This window comes from Streptomyces pactum (assembly GCF_016031615.1).
GTDB classification, from domain to species: Bacteria; Actinomycetota; Actinomycetes; order Streptomycetales; family Streptomycetaceae; genus Streptomyces; species Streptomyces pactus.
This window is the reverse complement of sequence record NZ_JACYXC010000001.1, coordinates 3,051,155-3,066,288: the sequence shown is the minus strand read 5'-3', so window position 1 is coordinate 3,066,288 and position 15,134 is coordinate 3,051,155. Positions and strand designations below refer to the sequence as shown.

Below are 15,134 nucleotides of genomic sequence, written 5' to 3'. Positions count from 1 at the left end.
AGCACCCCCCTCGCTCCCGGAGGTGCCAAGTGACCAGCACCCCCCTCGTCCACACCCTGTGGACGGCAGCCGCTCCGGCCCAGGACAAGATCCCCACCCCGCACATCGAGTACGGCCGGCTCTCCCCGGTGCTGATCGTGCTCGGCGCGGCGATCGCCGGCATCCTGATCGAGGCCCTGCTGCCCCGCCGCATGCGCCACCCGGCCCAGCTCTTCGTCGCCATGGTGGCGCTCGCCTCGGCCTTCGCCGCGGTGGTCGCGCTGGCGGCCGGCGACCACGCCACCACCAAGGCGGGCATCGCCGCCATGGGGGCGATCGCGGTGGACGGCCCTGCGCTCTTCCTCCAGGGCACCATCCTGCTGGTCGCCGTGGTCGCGGTGCTCACCTTCGCCGAGCGCCGGCTGGACCCGGCGGCCCACGGCCGGCCGGTGGACTCCTTCGCCCCGCAGGCCGCGGCGGTCCCCGGCGGCGAGGCCGAGCAGGCGGCCGGCAAGGCCGGGTTCACCACCACCGAGGTGTTCCCGCTGCTGATGTTCGCCGTGGCCGGCATGCTCGTCTTCCCGGCGGCGAACGACCTGCTGACGCTCTTCGTGGCGCTGGAGGTCTTCTCCCTCCCGCTGTACGTCCTGTGCGCCCTCGCCCGCCGCAACCGGCTGCTGTCGCAGGAGGCCGCGGTCAAGTACTTCCTCCTCGGCGCCTTCTCCTCGGCGTTCCTGCTCTTCGGCATCGCCCTGCTGTACGGCTACGCGGGCACCGTCCGCTACGCCGGCATCGCGGACGTGGTGGACGGCGAGGTGGAGCGGATGACCCCGGCGCTCGCCCAGACCATGGGCAACGACGCGCTGCTGCTCATCGGCACCGCCATGGTGCTGATGGGGCTGCTGTTCAAGGTCGGCGCCGTGCCGTTCCACATGTGGACGCCGGACGTCTACCAGGGCGCTCCGACCCCGGTCACCGGGTTCATGGCGGCCGCCACCAAGGTCGCCGCGTTCGGCGCGCTGCTGCGGCTGCTGTACGTGGTGCTGCCCGGGATGCGCTGGGACTGGCGGCCGGTGATGTGGGGCGTGGCCATCGCCACCATGCTGGTCGGCGCGATCGTCGCGGTCACCCAGACCGATGTGAAGCGGCTGCTGGCGTACTCCTCCATCGCGCACGCCGGGTTCATCCTCGCCGGTGTGATCGCCACCAACGAGGACGGCGTCTCCTCGGTGCTGTTCTACCTGGCGGCGTACTCCTTCGTGACGCTGGGCGCGTTCGCCGTCGTCACCCTGGTCCGGGACGCCGGGGGCGAGGCCACCCACCTGTCCAAGTGGGCGGGGCTGGGCCGCCGTTCACCGCTGGTGGCGGCGGTCTTCGCGGTCTTCCTGCTGGCCTTCGCGGGCATCCCGCTGACCTCCGGGTTCGCGGGCAAGTTCGCGGTGTTCAAGGCGGCGGCGGAGGGTGGCGCGGGCGCGCTGGTGGTGATCGGCGTGATCTCCTCGGCCATCGCCGCGTTCTTCTACATCCGCGTCATCGTGCTGATGTTCTTCAGCGAGCCGAAGCCCGACGGCCCCTCGGTCGCGGTGCCCTCCACGCTGACCTCCTCGGCGATCGCGGTCGGGGTGGCGGTGACGCTGGTCCTCGGTGTCGCCCCGCAGTACGTCCTCGACCTGGCGTCCGACGCGGGGGTGTTCGTGCGCTGAGGAGGCTGCTCGCGCGCCGGCGCCGTGCGTGCGAGTGCCGAGTGAGTGCCGTTCCGTACGAGCGACCGTCGCCCGGTGCCGGAGGTGTCCGGTGCCGGGCGACGGTGTGCCGGGGCGGGTCAGGGGCGGTGGGCCGGAAGCGCGCGGCCCGGCGCCGGGCCGGTGGCCGGACCCGGCCGGCGGGTGCCGCCGAGGTCACCCGCCGAGGCCGTCGGGCAGCTCACGGGGGAAGTCGGTCGGCAGGTCCGTCGGCAGGTCGGTCGGGAGGTCGGTGGGCAGGTCGGTGGGCAGTCCGCTCGGCAGGTCGGTGGGGACGGACGCCGCCTTGGTGAAGACGTCGTCGGCGGAGAGCGCCTCCCAGTCCACGGTCAGCTTGCCGCCGCCGCTGCTCTTCACCAGGCCCATGGTGCGGTCGGTGTCGCCGTCGGCGCACTTCAGATCGAGGATCTTGCCCCTGATGTCGCCGGTGCAGGTGTGTCCGGCCGCGATGACGGTGGCCTTGCCCCCGGCGATGGTGAGCACCACCGGGCCGTCGGCGGCCTTCGCCACATAGCTGCCGGCCAGGTCGCCCTGGTCGGAGCCGGAGCCCTCGGCCGGGGCGCCGGACTGTTCCGCACGGGACGGGGCGTCGGTGCCGCCGGCGGACTTGCCGTCGTCGCCGTCGCTGCCGCACCCGGACACCAGCAGGGCCGCCAGGGCCGCCGCACCGGCCAGCCGTACCGCCTTCAACACGCTTTACCCCTCGATGGATCGGAGCTGGAGCAGGTCAACCTAGCAGCCGGCTCCGGCCACTTGGCCTCGTCCGCGGGTGCGTCGCGGAGTTGTGGCGCGATCGGGGCGGAGGGGTGACGGACGGGGCGTACGGCGACCGGCCGGGCACGACGGGAGCGGGCGGCCGGAGGGAGACGGCTGTGGTGGGCGGGGTGGGGGTGGTCAGGCGGGCCGGGTCGGGGCGGGTTGTGACGGTCGGCCGGGTTGGGCGTCAGGGGGTGACGGACGGGCTGGGGTGGCCACCGGGCCGGGGTGGTCGGCCCGGAAACGCGCCGGCCCCGAACGTCGCCGCTCGGGGCCGGGTGCCGCACCGGGACCGGCCCCGGCCCGGGACCGACCTTCGGACGGTGCCGGCCGGGGCCGGGGCGCCGGCCCCGGCGCGGCGTGCCGCCCGGGGAGTCCGGCGGTCAGTCGGTGGCGGCGGCGATCCGGCCGGTGACCTCGCCGAGCCCGATCCGGCTGCCGTCCGGGCCGGGCGCCCAGGCGGTCAGCGTCACCTCGTCGCCGTCCAGCAGGAACGTCCGGGTGCCGTCGGGGAGTTCCAGCGGGTCCCGGCCCGACCAGGTCAGCTCCAGCAGGCAGCCGCGCTGCTCGCGCTCGGGGCCGCTGACCGTGCCGGAGGCGTACAGGTCACCGGTGCGCAGGGTGGCGCCGTTGACGGTCATGTGCGCCAGCTGCTGGGCGGCGGTCCAGTACATGGTGGCGAACGGCGGGTACGACACCGGGTGCCCGTTGAGCGCGACCTCGATCCGGATGTCCAGGCCGTCCGGCTCGGTGGCCGAGTCGTCCAGGTAGTCCAGGAGCGGCAGGTCCCGGGCGGGCGGGGCGGTGCGTGCCGCGTCGAACGCCGCCAGCGGGGTGACCCAGGCCGAGACGGAGGTGGCGAACGACTTGGCCAGGAACGGGCCGAGCGGCCGGTACTCCCAGCTCTGCAGGTCCCGCGCGGACCAGTCGTTGACCAGCGTGACGCCGAAGACGTGGTCCCGGAAGGAGGTCAGCGGCACGCGCTCCCCGGGCGCGGTCGGGGTGCCGACCACGAAGCCCACCTCGGCCTCGATGTCCAGGCGCTGCGTCGGGCCGAACACCGGGGTGTCGGCGCCGGCCGGCAGCCGCTGGCCGAGCGGGCGGACCACGGGCGTGCCGGAGACCACGACGGTGCCGGCGCGGCCGTGGTACCCGATCGGCAAGTGCTTCCAGTTCGGCAGCAGCGGCTCGTCCTGCGGACGGAACATCCGGCCGACGTTGGAGGCGTGGTGCTCGCTGGCGTAGAAGTCCACGTAGTCGGCCACCTCGAACGGGAGGTGGAGGGTGACCTCGGCCAGCGGGACCAGCATCGGTTCCACGGTGGTCTGGTACGCGGGGTCGGTGAGCCAGCCGCGCACCTCGGCCCGGACCGCGTCCCAGACCGGGCGGCCCGCCGCCATCAGCGGGTTGAGGAGGGGCTGGGAGAGCAGGTCGGTGTGGGGGGAGCCGAGCATGGCCGCGACGGCGGCCGTGTCCAGCACGTGGTCTCCGTAGCGCACCCCGATCCGCCGGTGCTCCGGGGCATCGGCGGTGGTGAAGACGCCGTACGGGAGGTTGTGCGGGCCGAAGGGGTCACCCTCAGGCAGGTCGAGCGGGCTCTGCTGCGGCATGGAATGCTGCCTCGCCTTCTCCTCGTCACTGGTTCGGCCGTACTCGATGGCCGGGCACAGCGTAAGCCGTCACCGCTGAACGGTGGGTGACGTCCGATAACCGGACGCTTCGGCTGCATGACACCCCTGTCCGGCACCCCTGCCCGGCGCCTGCGTCCGGCGCTCGTGTCCGGCGCCCGTGTCCACTGTCCGGACCGGGTTCGTCCCGGGGCCCGGGCGGGTGCCGCCCGGGCCCCGGGACGGCGGGACGGACCCCGGGGCATGGGCGGTGGGGCGGGTCCGTCGGGGCATGGGTGGTGCGCCGCGGGTGCCGGGTGCCGCGGGGAGGGGGTCGGCGGAGGGGTCCCGGACGGGCCGGGGGAGCAGGGTGCGGCCCGCCGGACGGTACGGGTGCGGTCCGCCGGACGGCACGGGTGCGGGTCCGGGCGCGTACGGGTGCGGATCCCCGGACCTGTACGGGCGCGGCTCCGGGGTTGTACGGGTGCGGACGGACCCGGGAGCACAGGGGGTACGGGCGGGCGCGGGTCGGGCGGCACGGGTCCCGGAAACCGGCGCGGAAAGCGGCGCGGGAAGCGGGACCGGGGAGGGGTGCGCGGGCGGCGGCGCGCGGGCGGCGGGGAGGTGGTGCGCCCCGACGGACCGGGGGCGCACGGGGTGCGCGGGCCCCGGGGCGTGCGCCGGGACAGCGGCCGCCGGCCGGAACGGTCTCCGGCCCTGTCCCCGCTACGCTGCGTGCGCGGGAGTGCTACGCAGGGGGTGCGGACATACGGGTAGGAAGCCGGGCCAGGGGGTGCCGGAGGTGACAGCGCACACACCCGGGAAGGCGCCCACAGTGATCGTGAGCCGACCGGATACGCTGCTTGGTGGTGGAGACAGCGACACTCCCCCAGCTACCGCTGGGAGGTGCCCCCAACATTCCCGGTGATCGTAGGCAGACAGGAGTACCCCTCGTGACCGTCGTAGGGCCCTTCGGGCTGAGCGTGCGGGACCAGACTCTGGAAGCCGACATCCAGGCCGGTTTGGTGGCCGTGGAGGAGGGCCTCCTGGGGGCGACCAAGAGCGACGTGCCGTTCATCACGGAAGCCGCGCAGCACCTGGTGCGCGCCGGGGGCAAGCGGTTCCGGCCGCTGCTGGTGATGCTGGCCGCGCAGTTCGGCGACCCGCACGCGCCGGGCATCGTGCCCTCGGCCGTGGTCGTGGAGCTGACCCACCTGGCGACGCTGTACCACGACGACGTCATGGACGAGGCGGCGGTGCGCCGGGGCGTGCCCAGCGCGAACGCCCGCTGGGGCAACTCGGTGGCCGTGCTCACCGGCGACTTCCTCTTCGCCCGGGCCTCGCACATCCTCGCCGATCTGGGCCCGGAGGCGGTCCGGGTGCAGGCCGAGGCGTTCGAGCGGCTGGTCACCGGGCAGATCCTGGAGACCGCCGGGCCCCGGGACGGCCGCGACCCGATCGAGCACTACCTGGACGTGATCGCGGGCAAGACGGGCTCGCTGATCGCCGTGTCGGGACGGTTCGGAGCCATGATGTCGGGCGCCGACGAGTCGGTCACGAACATCCTCACCCAGTACGGCGAACGCCTGGGGGTCGCCTTCCAGCTCGCCGACGACGTGCTGGACATCGCCAGCGACAGCCACGAGTCCGGCAAGACCCCCGGCACCGACCTCCGCGAGGGCATTCCGACCCTGCCGGTGCTGCGGCTGCGGGCCCGGGCGGAGGCCACCGGCTCCGCCGAGGACCGCGAGCTGTGCGCCCTGCTGGACGGGGACCTCAGCGACGACGGCCGTCACGCCGAGGTGCTGCGCAGGCTGCGGGAGCACCCCGCGCTCGAACAGGCCCGCCAGGACACCATCCGCTACGCGGAGGAGGCCCGGGCGATGCTGTGGCCGCTGCCCGCCGGACCCGCCAGGGCGGCGCTGGAAGGGCTCTGCGACGCCGTGGTGCACCGCGCCGGCTGATCCCCGCCCCGGCGTGACCGCGCCGGCCGACCCGCCCTGGTGCGACCGCGCCGGCCGGCGCCCCGTGACGCGGGCGCGCCGTTCGCTTCCCGGGCCGTGACCGCGCCGGCCGGCCGACGTGCGTCCCGGGCGGTCCCGCGCACCCCGCCGCAGGTGCAGGTGCAGGTGCCGCGCGCCCCGACCGGTCCCGGCCACCCCTCGGCCCCTGGGCCGGACCGCCTCCTCGGCCCCGTTCCCGGCAGCCCCCTCGGTCCTCGACCGGGCCGCCCCCCCACTTTTCCCCTTCCACGCGTTGCGGTGCGGGGCAGGGATCGGACCTGCCGTTCGTCAGGGTCGGCCGCTCCGCCGGTCGTGCCACCGGTGGCGTGAGAGGCCCCGGTGTCATACCCGAGCAGTACGACAACCTGATCCCCGGGGCTGACGCATTGTCGGGGCCGCTTTGGTGGGATGGAAGCACCACCACATGGCGGTTCGGGTGACAATGACCCGAGAGGTGGACGAGTGCGAGGCTGACAACCGCCGCCGACGACGGAGGTAGAGCACACATGGCACGGATCCGACCGACACAGGTCGCCGATGACGCCTGGGACGACGAAAGCCCGGTACGACGCCGCAAGGGGTTCCGGTACGCCGTTCCCGTCGCGGCGGCGGGGGTGGCGGCGGCAACGATCGGGCTCGTCCCGGCGCTCGCCAACTCCGGGGACCCCGATCTGCCGAAGATCTCGGCGGAGGAACTCATCAGCAAGATCGCCGCTGCCGACGTCCAGCAGGCGTCCGGCACGGTGAAGATCACCACGGACCTGGGGCTCCCGGGGCTGCCGGAGGGGCTCTCGCTCGGTGGCGATGACGGTGCGGCGAGCGCCTCACCGGAGTCCAAGCTCCCCGAGCTGGCGTCCGGTACGCACACCCTCCGCTTCGCCGTGGACGGGCCGGACAGGCAGCGCGTCTCCATCATCGAGGACGCGGCCGAGTACAGCGTGATCCACAACGGCCAGGAGGTCTGGGCGTACGACAGCGGCAGCAACACCGCCTTCCACGCCACCGCTCCCAAGGACGCGGCGGCCAAGGGCGAGAAGGGGCAGCCCGAGCTGCCGGCCGACCTGCGCGATGCGACGCCGCAGGAGCTGGCCGAGCGGGCACTGGCGGCGGTGGACGAGAACACCGAGGTCAGGGTGGACGGCACGGCGAAGGTCGCCGGCCGGGACGCCTACCAGCTCAAGATCGTCCCGAAGCAGGACGATTCCACGATCGGCTCGGTGCGGATCGCGGTGGACGCGGAGAAGGGGGTGCCGCTGAAGTTCACCCTCACCCCGAAGAGCGGCGGCAAGGCGGTGGTCGAGGCCGGCTTCACCAAGATCGACTTCGGTAAGCCGTCGGCGAGCAGGTTCGAGTTCACCCCGCCCAAGGGCACCAAGGTCACCGAGCAGGGCGACCTGGAGCGGGAGGCCGCGAAGCTCGACGAGCGGCTCGACGGCACCGGCCTCAAGGGCGTGAAGCCGGCCGAGGAACTGTCCGGACTCAAGCTCATCGGTGAGAGCTGGAACTCGGTCGTCCAGTTCGAGATCCCCGGTGGTCTGCCGGGCGGTGGGTCCGCCTCCTCCGACGCGGAGGGTGCCGCGGCCGACCTGCTCGACAGCCTGGGCGACAAGGTGAAGGGCGACTTCGGTTCCGGAACGGTGTTCAGCACCCGCCTGGTCAACGCCCTGCTCACCGATGACGGCAAGGTGTTCGTGGGCGCCGTCGACAAGGACGCCCTGATCAAGGCGGCCGACGCGGCGAAGTGACGCTCCACGGCGGCGCGGCCGGGACACCGTGCCCGTGCCGTGCCGCCCGACCCGTGCCACCCGGCCGCCGCCGGGTGGCACGGGCCCGTCGTATGGACCGCTGACCGGCCGTAACCGCACCGTCCGGACCCGTGCCTGGCAGGCCTCCTCCCGGCCCCGGTGCCGGTGGCCACCACGGCGCCCTCCGGTCCCGGGTGGGTGCCGGACAGGGTGCCGGGCCCGGTGTTCGGGGCCGGGTGGGGCCCTGCGGGGCGAACAGGGCACGCCGCACGTCATGCGGTGGGCCCGACGTCGTGCTGCGTCACCCCGGTCCTGCTCTCCGCCGCTCCTCCCGCTTTCCCCCGCCCCCGCCCCCACCCCCGCCCCGCCCCCTTTCGTGGTCCCCGCCGCTCCGTCCGACCCACCAGGCTCTCAGTCCGCAGCGGGGCCGGACCGGCGCGAGCGGACCGGCGTGCGCAGGGAAGCAGCCGCCGGTCCGGGGTGGCCCTGAAGCCGGACCGACAACCTGAGCCGCTACGGCGCCGGACCGACGACCATGACGGCACCGCGCCGAAGGCGGCACCGCGCCGAAGGCAGTGACGGCACCGCGCCGACGCCCGTGGAGCCGCTCCGGCCGGTGGGTCGAACCGCCCTGGGACGGGACGGGCCCTGGCCGGCCGGGATGGCCGTCGGGGCGGCGGCCACCGGGTCGGGACCGCCGTGGAGCCGGGGCCGCGCGGCGGTCCCGCCACGTAGGGCCCGTGCGGGCCGCTGGGGGCGCGGCCACATACGCCCGCGCGCCCGGCCACCGGGGCGGGGGCGCGACCGCCGGCGGATTGGTTCTCCGGTCGTGCGGTGGGGTCCTGGGCCCGGCGGTGGGTTCATCCGGCAGTATGGCCGTGTCGGACCCGGCCGAACGAGAGAACGACCAGCGCTCCACCAGGCGCGAGACCGTGAACGGACGAAGGGGAACGCGTTGGAGAAGTCGTCCGCCGAGGACACCGCCGCAGCGGCACCGGCAACGGACGGTCCCGGTACGGCGTCCACGGTCCCGGCCCCCGGGCCGCACCCCGCGCCGGGGCCGGACCGAACCGGTCCCCGGGGCGCGGCCGCCGGTACCGCCGGGCCGGCCACGATCGAGACGCGCGGGCTGTCCAAGCGCTACCGGAGCGGGCAACTGGCGGTCGACGCGCTCGACCTCACCGTCCCCCGGGGCAGCGTCTTCGGCTTCCTCGGCCCCAACGGCTCGGGCAAGACCACGACCATCCGGATGCTCATGGGTCTCATCGAGCCGACCGCCGGGAAGATGCGGGTGCTCGGTGAGCCGATGCCCCGCGCGGCCCGTACCGTGCTGCCCAGGGTCGGGGCCCTCATCGAAGGACCGGCCCTCTACGGTTTCCTCAGCGGCCGGGACAACCTCGTCCGCTACGACTCGGCCGACCCCACCGCCGACCCCCGTACCCGCTCCGCCCGGGTGGCGGCGGCGCTGGACCGGGTGGGCCTGACCTCCGCGGCCGGCAAGAAGGCCCGCGCCTACTCCCTCGGTATGAAGCAGCGGTTGGGACTCGCCGCGGCTCTTCTCCAGCCGCGCGAACTCCTGGTCCTCGACGAACCCACCAACGGTCTCGACCCGCAGGGCATGCGGGAGATCCGCACGCTGGTACGCGAACTCGCCGACGACGGCATCACGGTCTTCCTCTCCTCTCATCTGCTCGACGAGATCGAGCAGGTGTGCACGCATGCCGCGGTCATGTCCCAGGGCCGGCTCATCACCCAGGGGGCCGTGACCGAGCTGATGGCGGCGAGCCGGGGACGGCTGGCCGTCACCACCCCGGACCCGGCCGAGGCCGTCCCGGTGCTCAAGGAGCACGGGGTGACGGACATCGTGGTGCGGGACGAACGCATCACCGGCGAACTGCCCGCGGACGCCGGGGCGGGAGCCGGCGGCGGGCGCGGGGACACACCGTACGACCTGGCGGATCTCAACGCCGCCCTGGTGCGGGCCGGTGTCCGGGTGCGCGCGTTCGGCACCGAACGGGCGTCACTGGAGGACGTGTTCGTGGCACTGACCGGGGAGGGCTTCGATGTCGCAGGCTGAGGTGCGGGACGCGGTGCCGGAGCGGACCCTTCCGCGCCGCAACCCGCTGTGGACCCTCGCTCTCTTCCGCAGTGAACTGGGCATCGTCTTCCGGCGCTGGCGCACCGTCGCCCTGCTGGGCGTGCTGGCGGTGGTCCCGGTGCTCATCGGTATCGCGGTGAAGATCGAGACGAGTGACGGCGGCACGGTCGGCGAGAGCGAGCGCGGGGACGGGCTGGCCTTCCTCTCCCAGGTGACGAACAACGGCATCTTCCTGGTGTTCGCCTCCCTCGCCGCGGTCCTGCCGGTCTTCCTGCCGATGGCCATCAGCGTCGTCTCCGGGGATTCCATCGCGGGCGAGGCGAGCGGCGGCACCCTGCGCTACCTGCTGGTGGCCCCGGCGGGCCGGAACCGGCTGCTCCTCGCCAAGTTCACCGCCGTCCTCGCCTTCTGTCTGGCCGCCACCCTGGTGGTCGCGACCACCGCACTGGCCGTGGGGGCGATCCTCTTCCCGGTCGGCGACGTCACCCTGATCTCCGGGACCCCGGTGTCCTTCGCCGAAGCGCTGGGGCGTGCCGTGGCGGTGGCCGGGGTCGTGACCCTCTCCCTGGTGGGGCTCGCCGCGGTGGGACTGTTCATCTCCACGCTGAGCGGCAGCGGCATCGCCGCCATGGCGGCCACCGTCGGCCTGCTGATCAGCGTGCAGATCGTGGATGCCATCCCGCAGCTGCACGTCGTGCACCCGTATCTCTTCACGCACTACTGGCTGAGCTTCGCCGACCTCCTCCGTGACCCCGTCCACTGGGACGAGGTCGTCAAGAACCTCGGGCTGCAAGGCGCGTACCTGGCGGTGTTCGGCTCGGCCGCCTGGGCCCGGTTCACCTCCCGCGACATCACCGCCTGACCCCTCCCGCCGGCGGGCCGGCCGGGCGGGCCGCTGCGCGGGCGGTCGCGGGGAAGTGGCGGCGCGCCCCGGCCGCCGTGGGCCGGGGCCGCGGACGGGCGCCCCGCCCGGCAGTGGTGGGGCCGGTGCCGAGGGGAGCCGTGGACCCGCAGCGGCGACGAGCGGTGGGTCCGGCGGGGGCCCCGGCGGTGGCCCGGCCGTCGGGCCCGGCCGCCGGCGCACCGCTCACTGCAGGCAGAACTCATGGCCCTCCGGGTCCGTCAGGATTATCCACTCGCCGCCGGCCGACGTGACCCGGCGCACCACCGTGGCACCGAGGCCGACCAGTCTGGCCAGCTCGTCCTCCCGCTCACCGGGCGCCGCCCGCACGTCGATGTGGAGCCGGTTCTTCCCCGTCTTCGGCTCGGGCACCCGCTGGAACAGCAGCCGCCTGCCCAGCCCGCCGCCGCTGTGGGCGTCGAACGGGTCGTCGGGGTGCCGCGCCGCCGCCAGATCCCGCCAGGCGTGGCGCCCTCCGAACTCGGTCACCGCCTCCGGCCCGATCACCCCCCGGTCGAGCAGGGCCTCGATCTGCGGGCTGTGGTCCTCCAGCACGTAGCCCAGGGCCTCCGCCCAGAACGCGGCCTGCCGGTGCGGGTCGGCCACATCGATGACCAGCTTCCACTCCAGAGCCATGTCGTCCTCCCTCTCGTCCGGTCCGTACGCGGCGTCGAACACGCCGCACGTGCCGAACACGTAATCGAAGTCGTGACACCAGTTATAGTGGTTACGTGATCGAGTCCACAACGGGCCTCATCCTTCATTCACCCGAAGGGGTGCCCTTCCGCTTCGATCCGGGCGCGCTCTGCCTGGAGCTGCTGCCGACCGGCGGCCCCGGCGCCTACGCCCGGTACGAGATCCTGCGCACCCCTTCCGACCTCGCGGTATGGGCCGGCCGGTGCCGCCTGTGGCCGCCCCCGGAGATCGAGGTGGACGCCGGGGACCCGGCCCGGGCCCGGCGGCTGCGGGACTCGCTGTGGCGGCTGGCGGCGGACCGGGCGCACGGCCGCCCGCTGCGCCCCGCCGACCTGGCGGTGCTCAACGAGACGGCCGCCGGGCCGCCGCTCGTCCCCGAGCTGACCGGGGACGGGGAGCGGGCCTGGGTGCGCCCGGTCACCGCCGCGCAGTTGCTCGCCACCGTGGCGCGGGACGCCGTGGACCTGTTCTCCGGCCCGTACGCGGACCGGATCCGGGAGTGCGGGTCCGACAACTGCTACCTGATCTTCGTGGACACCTCCCGCCCGGGCCGCCGCCGCTGGTGCTCGATGCAGCGCTGCGGCAACCGGCACAAGGTGCGCGCGCTGCGCGCCCGGCACCAGGGCGGTACGTCACGGGCCGGCGGGACGGACCGGGACGCGGGCGGGGAGGCGGAGGACGGCGGCTGACGGGTGGCGACCGGCATGCGACAGGGAACGGACGGCGGACGGCCGGGTGTGGCGCGGCCCCCCGGTCCATGACGAGAGGACGTGACGAGACGATGCCCACCGGGCTCACCAAGGACGCAGGCTGGCAGATCGGCGTCGCCAGGACGCTGGACGCCCCGCTGCCGGTCGTATGGGACTTCATCTCCGGGCCGGAGGGGCTGGCCCTGTGGCTCGGCCCCGGCGCCGGCCTCGACCCCCGCAAGGGCGCGCGGTACGAGACGGCGGACGGCGCCACCGGCGAGGTCCGCGGCTACCGCGCCCGGGACCGTGTCCGGGTCACCCACCGCCTCCCCGGCCAGGAGCGCGAGACCACCGTTCAGGTCACGGTCTCGCCCGCCGGGGGAGACGCCGCGGCCGGCCGCACCGTGCTCCGCTTCCACCAGGAGCGGCTGGCGGACGCCGGGGAGCGCGCCGGGCGCCGCGAGCACTGGCGGTCGGTGCTGGACGCCGTGGCCGCCGCGCTCTCCCCGGACCCGGCGGCCCGCTGACCGGCCGCGCTGCCGTGGGGGCCGGCCGGCTGACCGCCGTGCTCCGGCCCGGGCCGGTCACCGTACGCGCCGTGATCCCGGGCCGCACGGCCCGCGGCCGGGCCGGTCCGCCCGGCCGGCATGGGTCAGTGGGAGGTTTCCGGCGCCGGCGCCGCGGGCTGCACCGCCGGGTCCGCGGTACCGGTGACCGCTCCGTGTGCCGCGGCGGACCGTTCGGCGGCCGCCAGCGCGGCGGCGCGGGCCACCCGGCCGCGGTGGGCGTGGCGCAGCGCGTCCCAGGTGAGCAGGGCCAGCGCCAGCCAGACGAGGACGAAGCCGGCCCACCGCTCGGCCGGCATGGACTCGTGGAAGACCACCAGCCCGAGCACGAACTGGAAGGTGGGCGCCAGGTACTGCATCAGCCCGATGGTGGACAGCGGCAGCCGCAGCGCGGAGGCGCCGAAGCAGATCAGCGGGATCGCGGTGACCGCGCCGGTGGTGGCGAGCAGCAGGGTGTGGCCGATCCCCTCGCCGGTGAAGGTGCTGCCGCCGTCGGCGCCCATGAAGACCAGGAAGCCCAGGGCGGGCAGGAACTGCACCGAGGTCTCGGCGGCGAAGGACTCCAGCCCGTCCATGCCGACCTGCTTCTTGACCAGGCTGTAGGTCCCGAAGGAGAAGGCGAGGGTGAGGGCGATCCAGGGCAGCCGGCCGTATCCCACGGCGAGCACCACGACCGCCGCGGCGCCGATGCCCACCGCCGCCCACTGCACCGGGCGCAGCCGTTCGCGGAGCAGCACCACGCCGAAGGCGATGCTGACCAGGGGGTTGATGAAGTAGCCCAGGGCCGTCTCCACCACGTAGCCGGAGTTGACCGCCCAGATGTACATGCCCCAGTTCACGGAGATGACGGTGGCGGCCAGGGCGATGGCGGCGAGGCGGCGCGGCTGCCGGAGCAGCGGGCGTATCCAGCTCCAGCGGCGGAGCACGGCCAGCACGGCGACCGCGACGACCAGCGACCAGACCATGCGGTGCGCGAGGATCTCGCCGGCTCCGGCCGGTTCCAGCAGCGGCCAGTACAGCGGGAAGACGCCCCACATTCCATAGGCGGCGAAACCGTACGCGAGACCGGAGCGCTGCTCGTTCCTCGGCTTCACGTGCTGACCTCCCTGGGGCGCGGCGGGGATCCCGCAAGCGGTGACCCGTCGAAGGTAGCGCCGGAGCCGGTCCGCTGTCATTTCCGTCCGGTCTTTTGGTCATGACGGTTACGGAGCGGCGGTGCGCCCGGTACGGCGCGGCACCCCAGGGCCCGGCCGGCCCGGCCGGCGCGGGGTCCGGCGGCGGTCCGGGCCGCCACCGCGCGGGCGCCCCGGGGATGCCTCATGACCTGGGCAGTCCGGCGGCGAGCCCGGCGCCGAGCGCCTCGGCGCGGTCGCAGAGGCGGGCGGCGGGGCCGGGGCCGGAGAGGGTGAGGACGATCAGTTCGGTGGTGGGCCGGTTGTCCATGTTCCGGTACGTGCGGTACCCGGTGCGCACCACGCACGAACCCCCGCTCCCGGTCTCCACATAAGCGGTCCGGCCGGCCAGCACGGTGGGCCGGCCGTCGTCCGGTCCCAGCCCGTCGTCCCGGTCGAAGTCCACCTCGACGAAGAAGCCGCCGGCACCGCCGTGCCACGCGCAGTCCCAGCCGCCGATGCCGGCGTCCGGCCGGCCCAGCGGGTGACCGGTGGCCCGTTCGGCCGTCGCGGGGTCCAGCAGCCGGCAGGCGTTCAGGTGCGCCAGCGAGTCGCGGGGCGGTGCCGCGGGCCGGCGGGGCACCGGGCCGGTGTTCAGCCTCCGGACGGCGTGCTCGACGGCGGCGTCGGCCAGCCGGCAGACGTCCGGCGCCGAGGGGGCCTCCCGTTCGGCGGTGATCCAGATCTGCCGGCCGTCGGCCAGGCCCAGGTTGCGGTCGCAGGAGCCGTCGCCGCCCCGCGGTTCGGCGACCGTCACCCTCCCCACCCGCCGGGTACGCACCTGGGAGCCGGGTTCGGCCGGGTCGTTGGCGAAGTCCAGCCGGACGTCCGCGACGGTCTCCCCCTCGTCCAGGAGGAGGACGTCGCAGCGGTCGAACGCCCCGTAGTCGGTGACCAGCTCGGCGTCCCCGAAGCGCTCCAGCGCCCCCGCGTCGAGCAGCCCGCACGGGTCGGCGGTCCGGGGATCGCCCAGCGTGGCCACCGCCCCGGCGGCCGAGGACCCCGACGGCGGCTCCTCGTCCGTCCCGCCGGAACCGATGAGGCCGGCCACCCCGGCCGCGAGCGCGACGGCCACCCCCGTGGTGGCCAGCACGGCGAGGGCGAGCAGCGGGCGGCGGACCAGGGCGGAGGCGCCGGCGGCCGGTGCCCGGAGGAGACGGCGCGCCGGCCGGCGGCCGGA

At 74.8% G+C, this 15,134-nt stretch carries 12 protein-coding genes; 7 read left to right on the top strand and 5 right to left on the bottom strand.

Features of this window, described 5'->3' with window-relative positions; all coding sequences use genetic code 11:
- Window positions 1–29: 29 nt before the first annotated feature.
- The gene (gene nuoN / locus IHE55_RS12025; protein ID WP_197989024.1) at window positions 30–1,682 is read left to right on the top strand and encodes an NADH-quinone oxidoreductase subunit NuoN; all 1,653 of its coding nucleotides are present in this window, start codon (window positions 30–32) and stop codon (window positions 1,680–1,682) included.
- A 195-nt stretch (window positions 1,683–1,877) separates the two neighbouring features.
- Here nuoN and IHE55_RS12020 read toward each other — a convergent pair whose 3' ends face one another.
- Together IHE55_RS12020 and fahA are read right to left on the bottom strand one after the other, a co-directional pair.
- Window positions 1,878–2,414: a PT domain-containing protein gene (locus IHE55_RS12020; RefSeq protein ID WP_197989023.1), complete on the bottom strand. Its 537-nt coding sequence runs from the start codon at window positions 2,412–2,414 to the stop codon at window positions 1,878–1,880.
- A 446-nt stretch (window positions 2,415–2,860) separates the two neighbouring features.
- Window positions 2,861–4,087, bottom strand: a complete 1,227-nt coding sequence (gene fahA, locus IHE55_RS12015; protein ID WP_197989022.1) for a fumarylacetoacetase — start codon at window positions 4,085–4,087, stop codon at window positions 2,861–2,863.
- Window positions 4,088–5,037: 950 nt separating this feature from the next.
- Here fahA and IHE55_RS12010 point away from each other — a divergent pair.
- The 4 genes from IHE55_RS12010 (at window position 5,038) to IHE55_RS11995 (ending at window position 10,792) form a co-directional block, all read left to right on the top strand.
- Window positions 5,038–6,048, top strand: coding sequence for a polyprenyl synthetase family protein (locus IHE55_RS12010; protein ID WP_197989021.1), 1,011 nt, complete (start codon window positions 5,038–5,040; stop codon window positions 6,046–6,048).
- Between the two features lie 545 nt (window positions 6,049–6,593).
- Window positions 6,594–7,832: a LolA family protein gene (locus tag IHE55_RS12005; protein ID WP_197989020.1), complete on the top strand. Its 1,239-nt coding sequence runs from the start codon at window positions 6,594–6,596 to the stop codon at window positions 7,830–7,832.
- Window positions 7,833–8,787: 955 nt separating this feature from the next.
- On the top strand, window positions 8,788–9,909 hold the full coding sequence (locus IHE55_RS12000; protein ID WP_197989019.1) for an ABC transporter ATP-binding protein: 1,122 nt from the start codon (window positions 8,788–8,790) through the stop codon (window positions 9,907–9,909).
- On the top strand, window positions 9,896–10,792 hold the full coding sequence (locus tag IHE55_RS11995) for an ABC transporter permease (protein ID WP_197989018.1): 897 nt from the start codon (window positions 9,896–9,898) through the stop codon (window positions 10,790–10,792). The genes IHE55_RS12000 and IHE55_RS11995 overlap by 14 nt, the downstream gene beginning before the upstream one ends.
- Window positions 10,793–11,017: 225 nt before the next feature.
- Here IHE55_RS11995 and IHE55_RS11990 read toward each other — a convergent pair whose 3' ends face one another.
- The gene (locus tag IHE55_RS11990; RefSeq protein WP_197991949.1) at window positions 11,018–11,467 is read right to left on the bottom strand and encodes a VOC family protein; all 450 of its coding nucleotides are present in this window, start codon (window positions 11,465–11,467) and stop codon (window positions 11,018–11,020) included.
- Window positions 11,468–11,562: 95 nt separating this feature from the next.
- On the opposite strand from IHE55_RS11990, the gene IHE55_RS11985 reads away from it, so the two are divergent.
- Window positions 11,563–12,216: a CGNR zinc finger domain-containing protein gene (locus tag IHE55_RS11985; RefSeq protein ID WP_372442658.1), complete on the top strand. Its 654-nt coding sequence runs from the start codon at window positions 11,563–11,565 to the stop codon at window positions 12,214–12,216.
- Between the two features lie 92 nt (window positions 12,217–12,308).
- The gene (locus tag IHE55_RS11980) at window positions 12,309–12,743 is read left to right on the top strand and encodes an SRPBCC family protein (RefSeq protein ID WP_197991947.1); all 435 of its coding nucleotides are present in this window, start codon (window positions 12,309–12,311) and stop codon (window positions 12,741–12,743) included.
- 125 nt (window positions 12,744–12,868) lie between these two features.
- On the opposite strand, the gene rarD is transcribed toward IHE55_RS11980, so the two are convergent.
- Window positions 12,869–13,876 (bottom strand): EamA family transporter RarD, encoded by a 1,008-nt coding sequence (rarD, locus tag IHE55_RS11975; RefSeq protein WP_307826620.1) that lies wholly within the window; start codon window positions 13,874–13,876, stop codon window positions 12,869–12,871.
- A 223-nt stretch (window positions 13,877–14,099) separates the two neighbouring features.
- Complete coding sequence (locus IHE55_RS11970) at window positions 14,100–15,047, bottom strand: DUF3558 domain-containing protein (RefSeq protein ID WP_197989016.1); 948 nt, start codon at window positions 15,045–15,047, stop codon at window positions 14,100–14,102.
- Window positions 15,048–15,134: the final 87 nt, after the last annotated feature.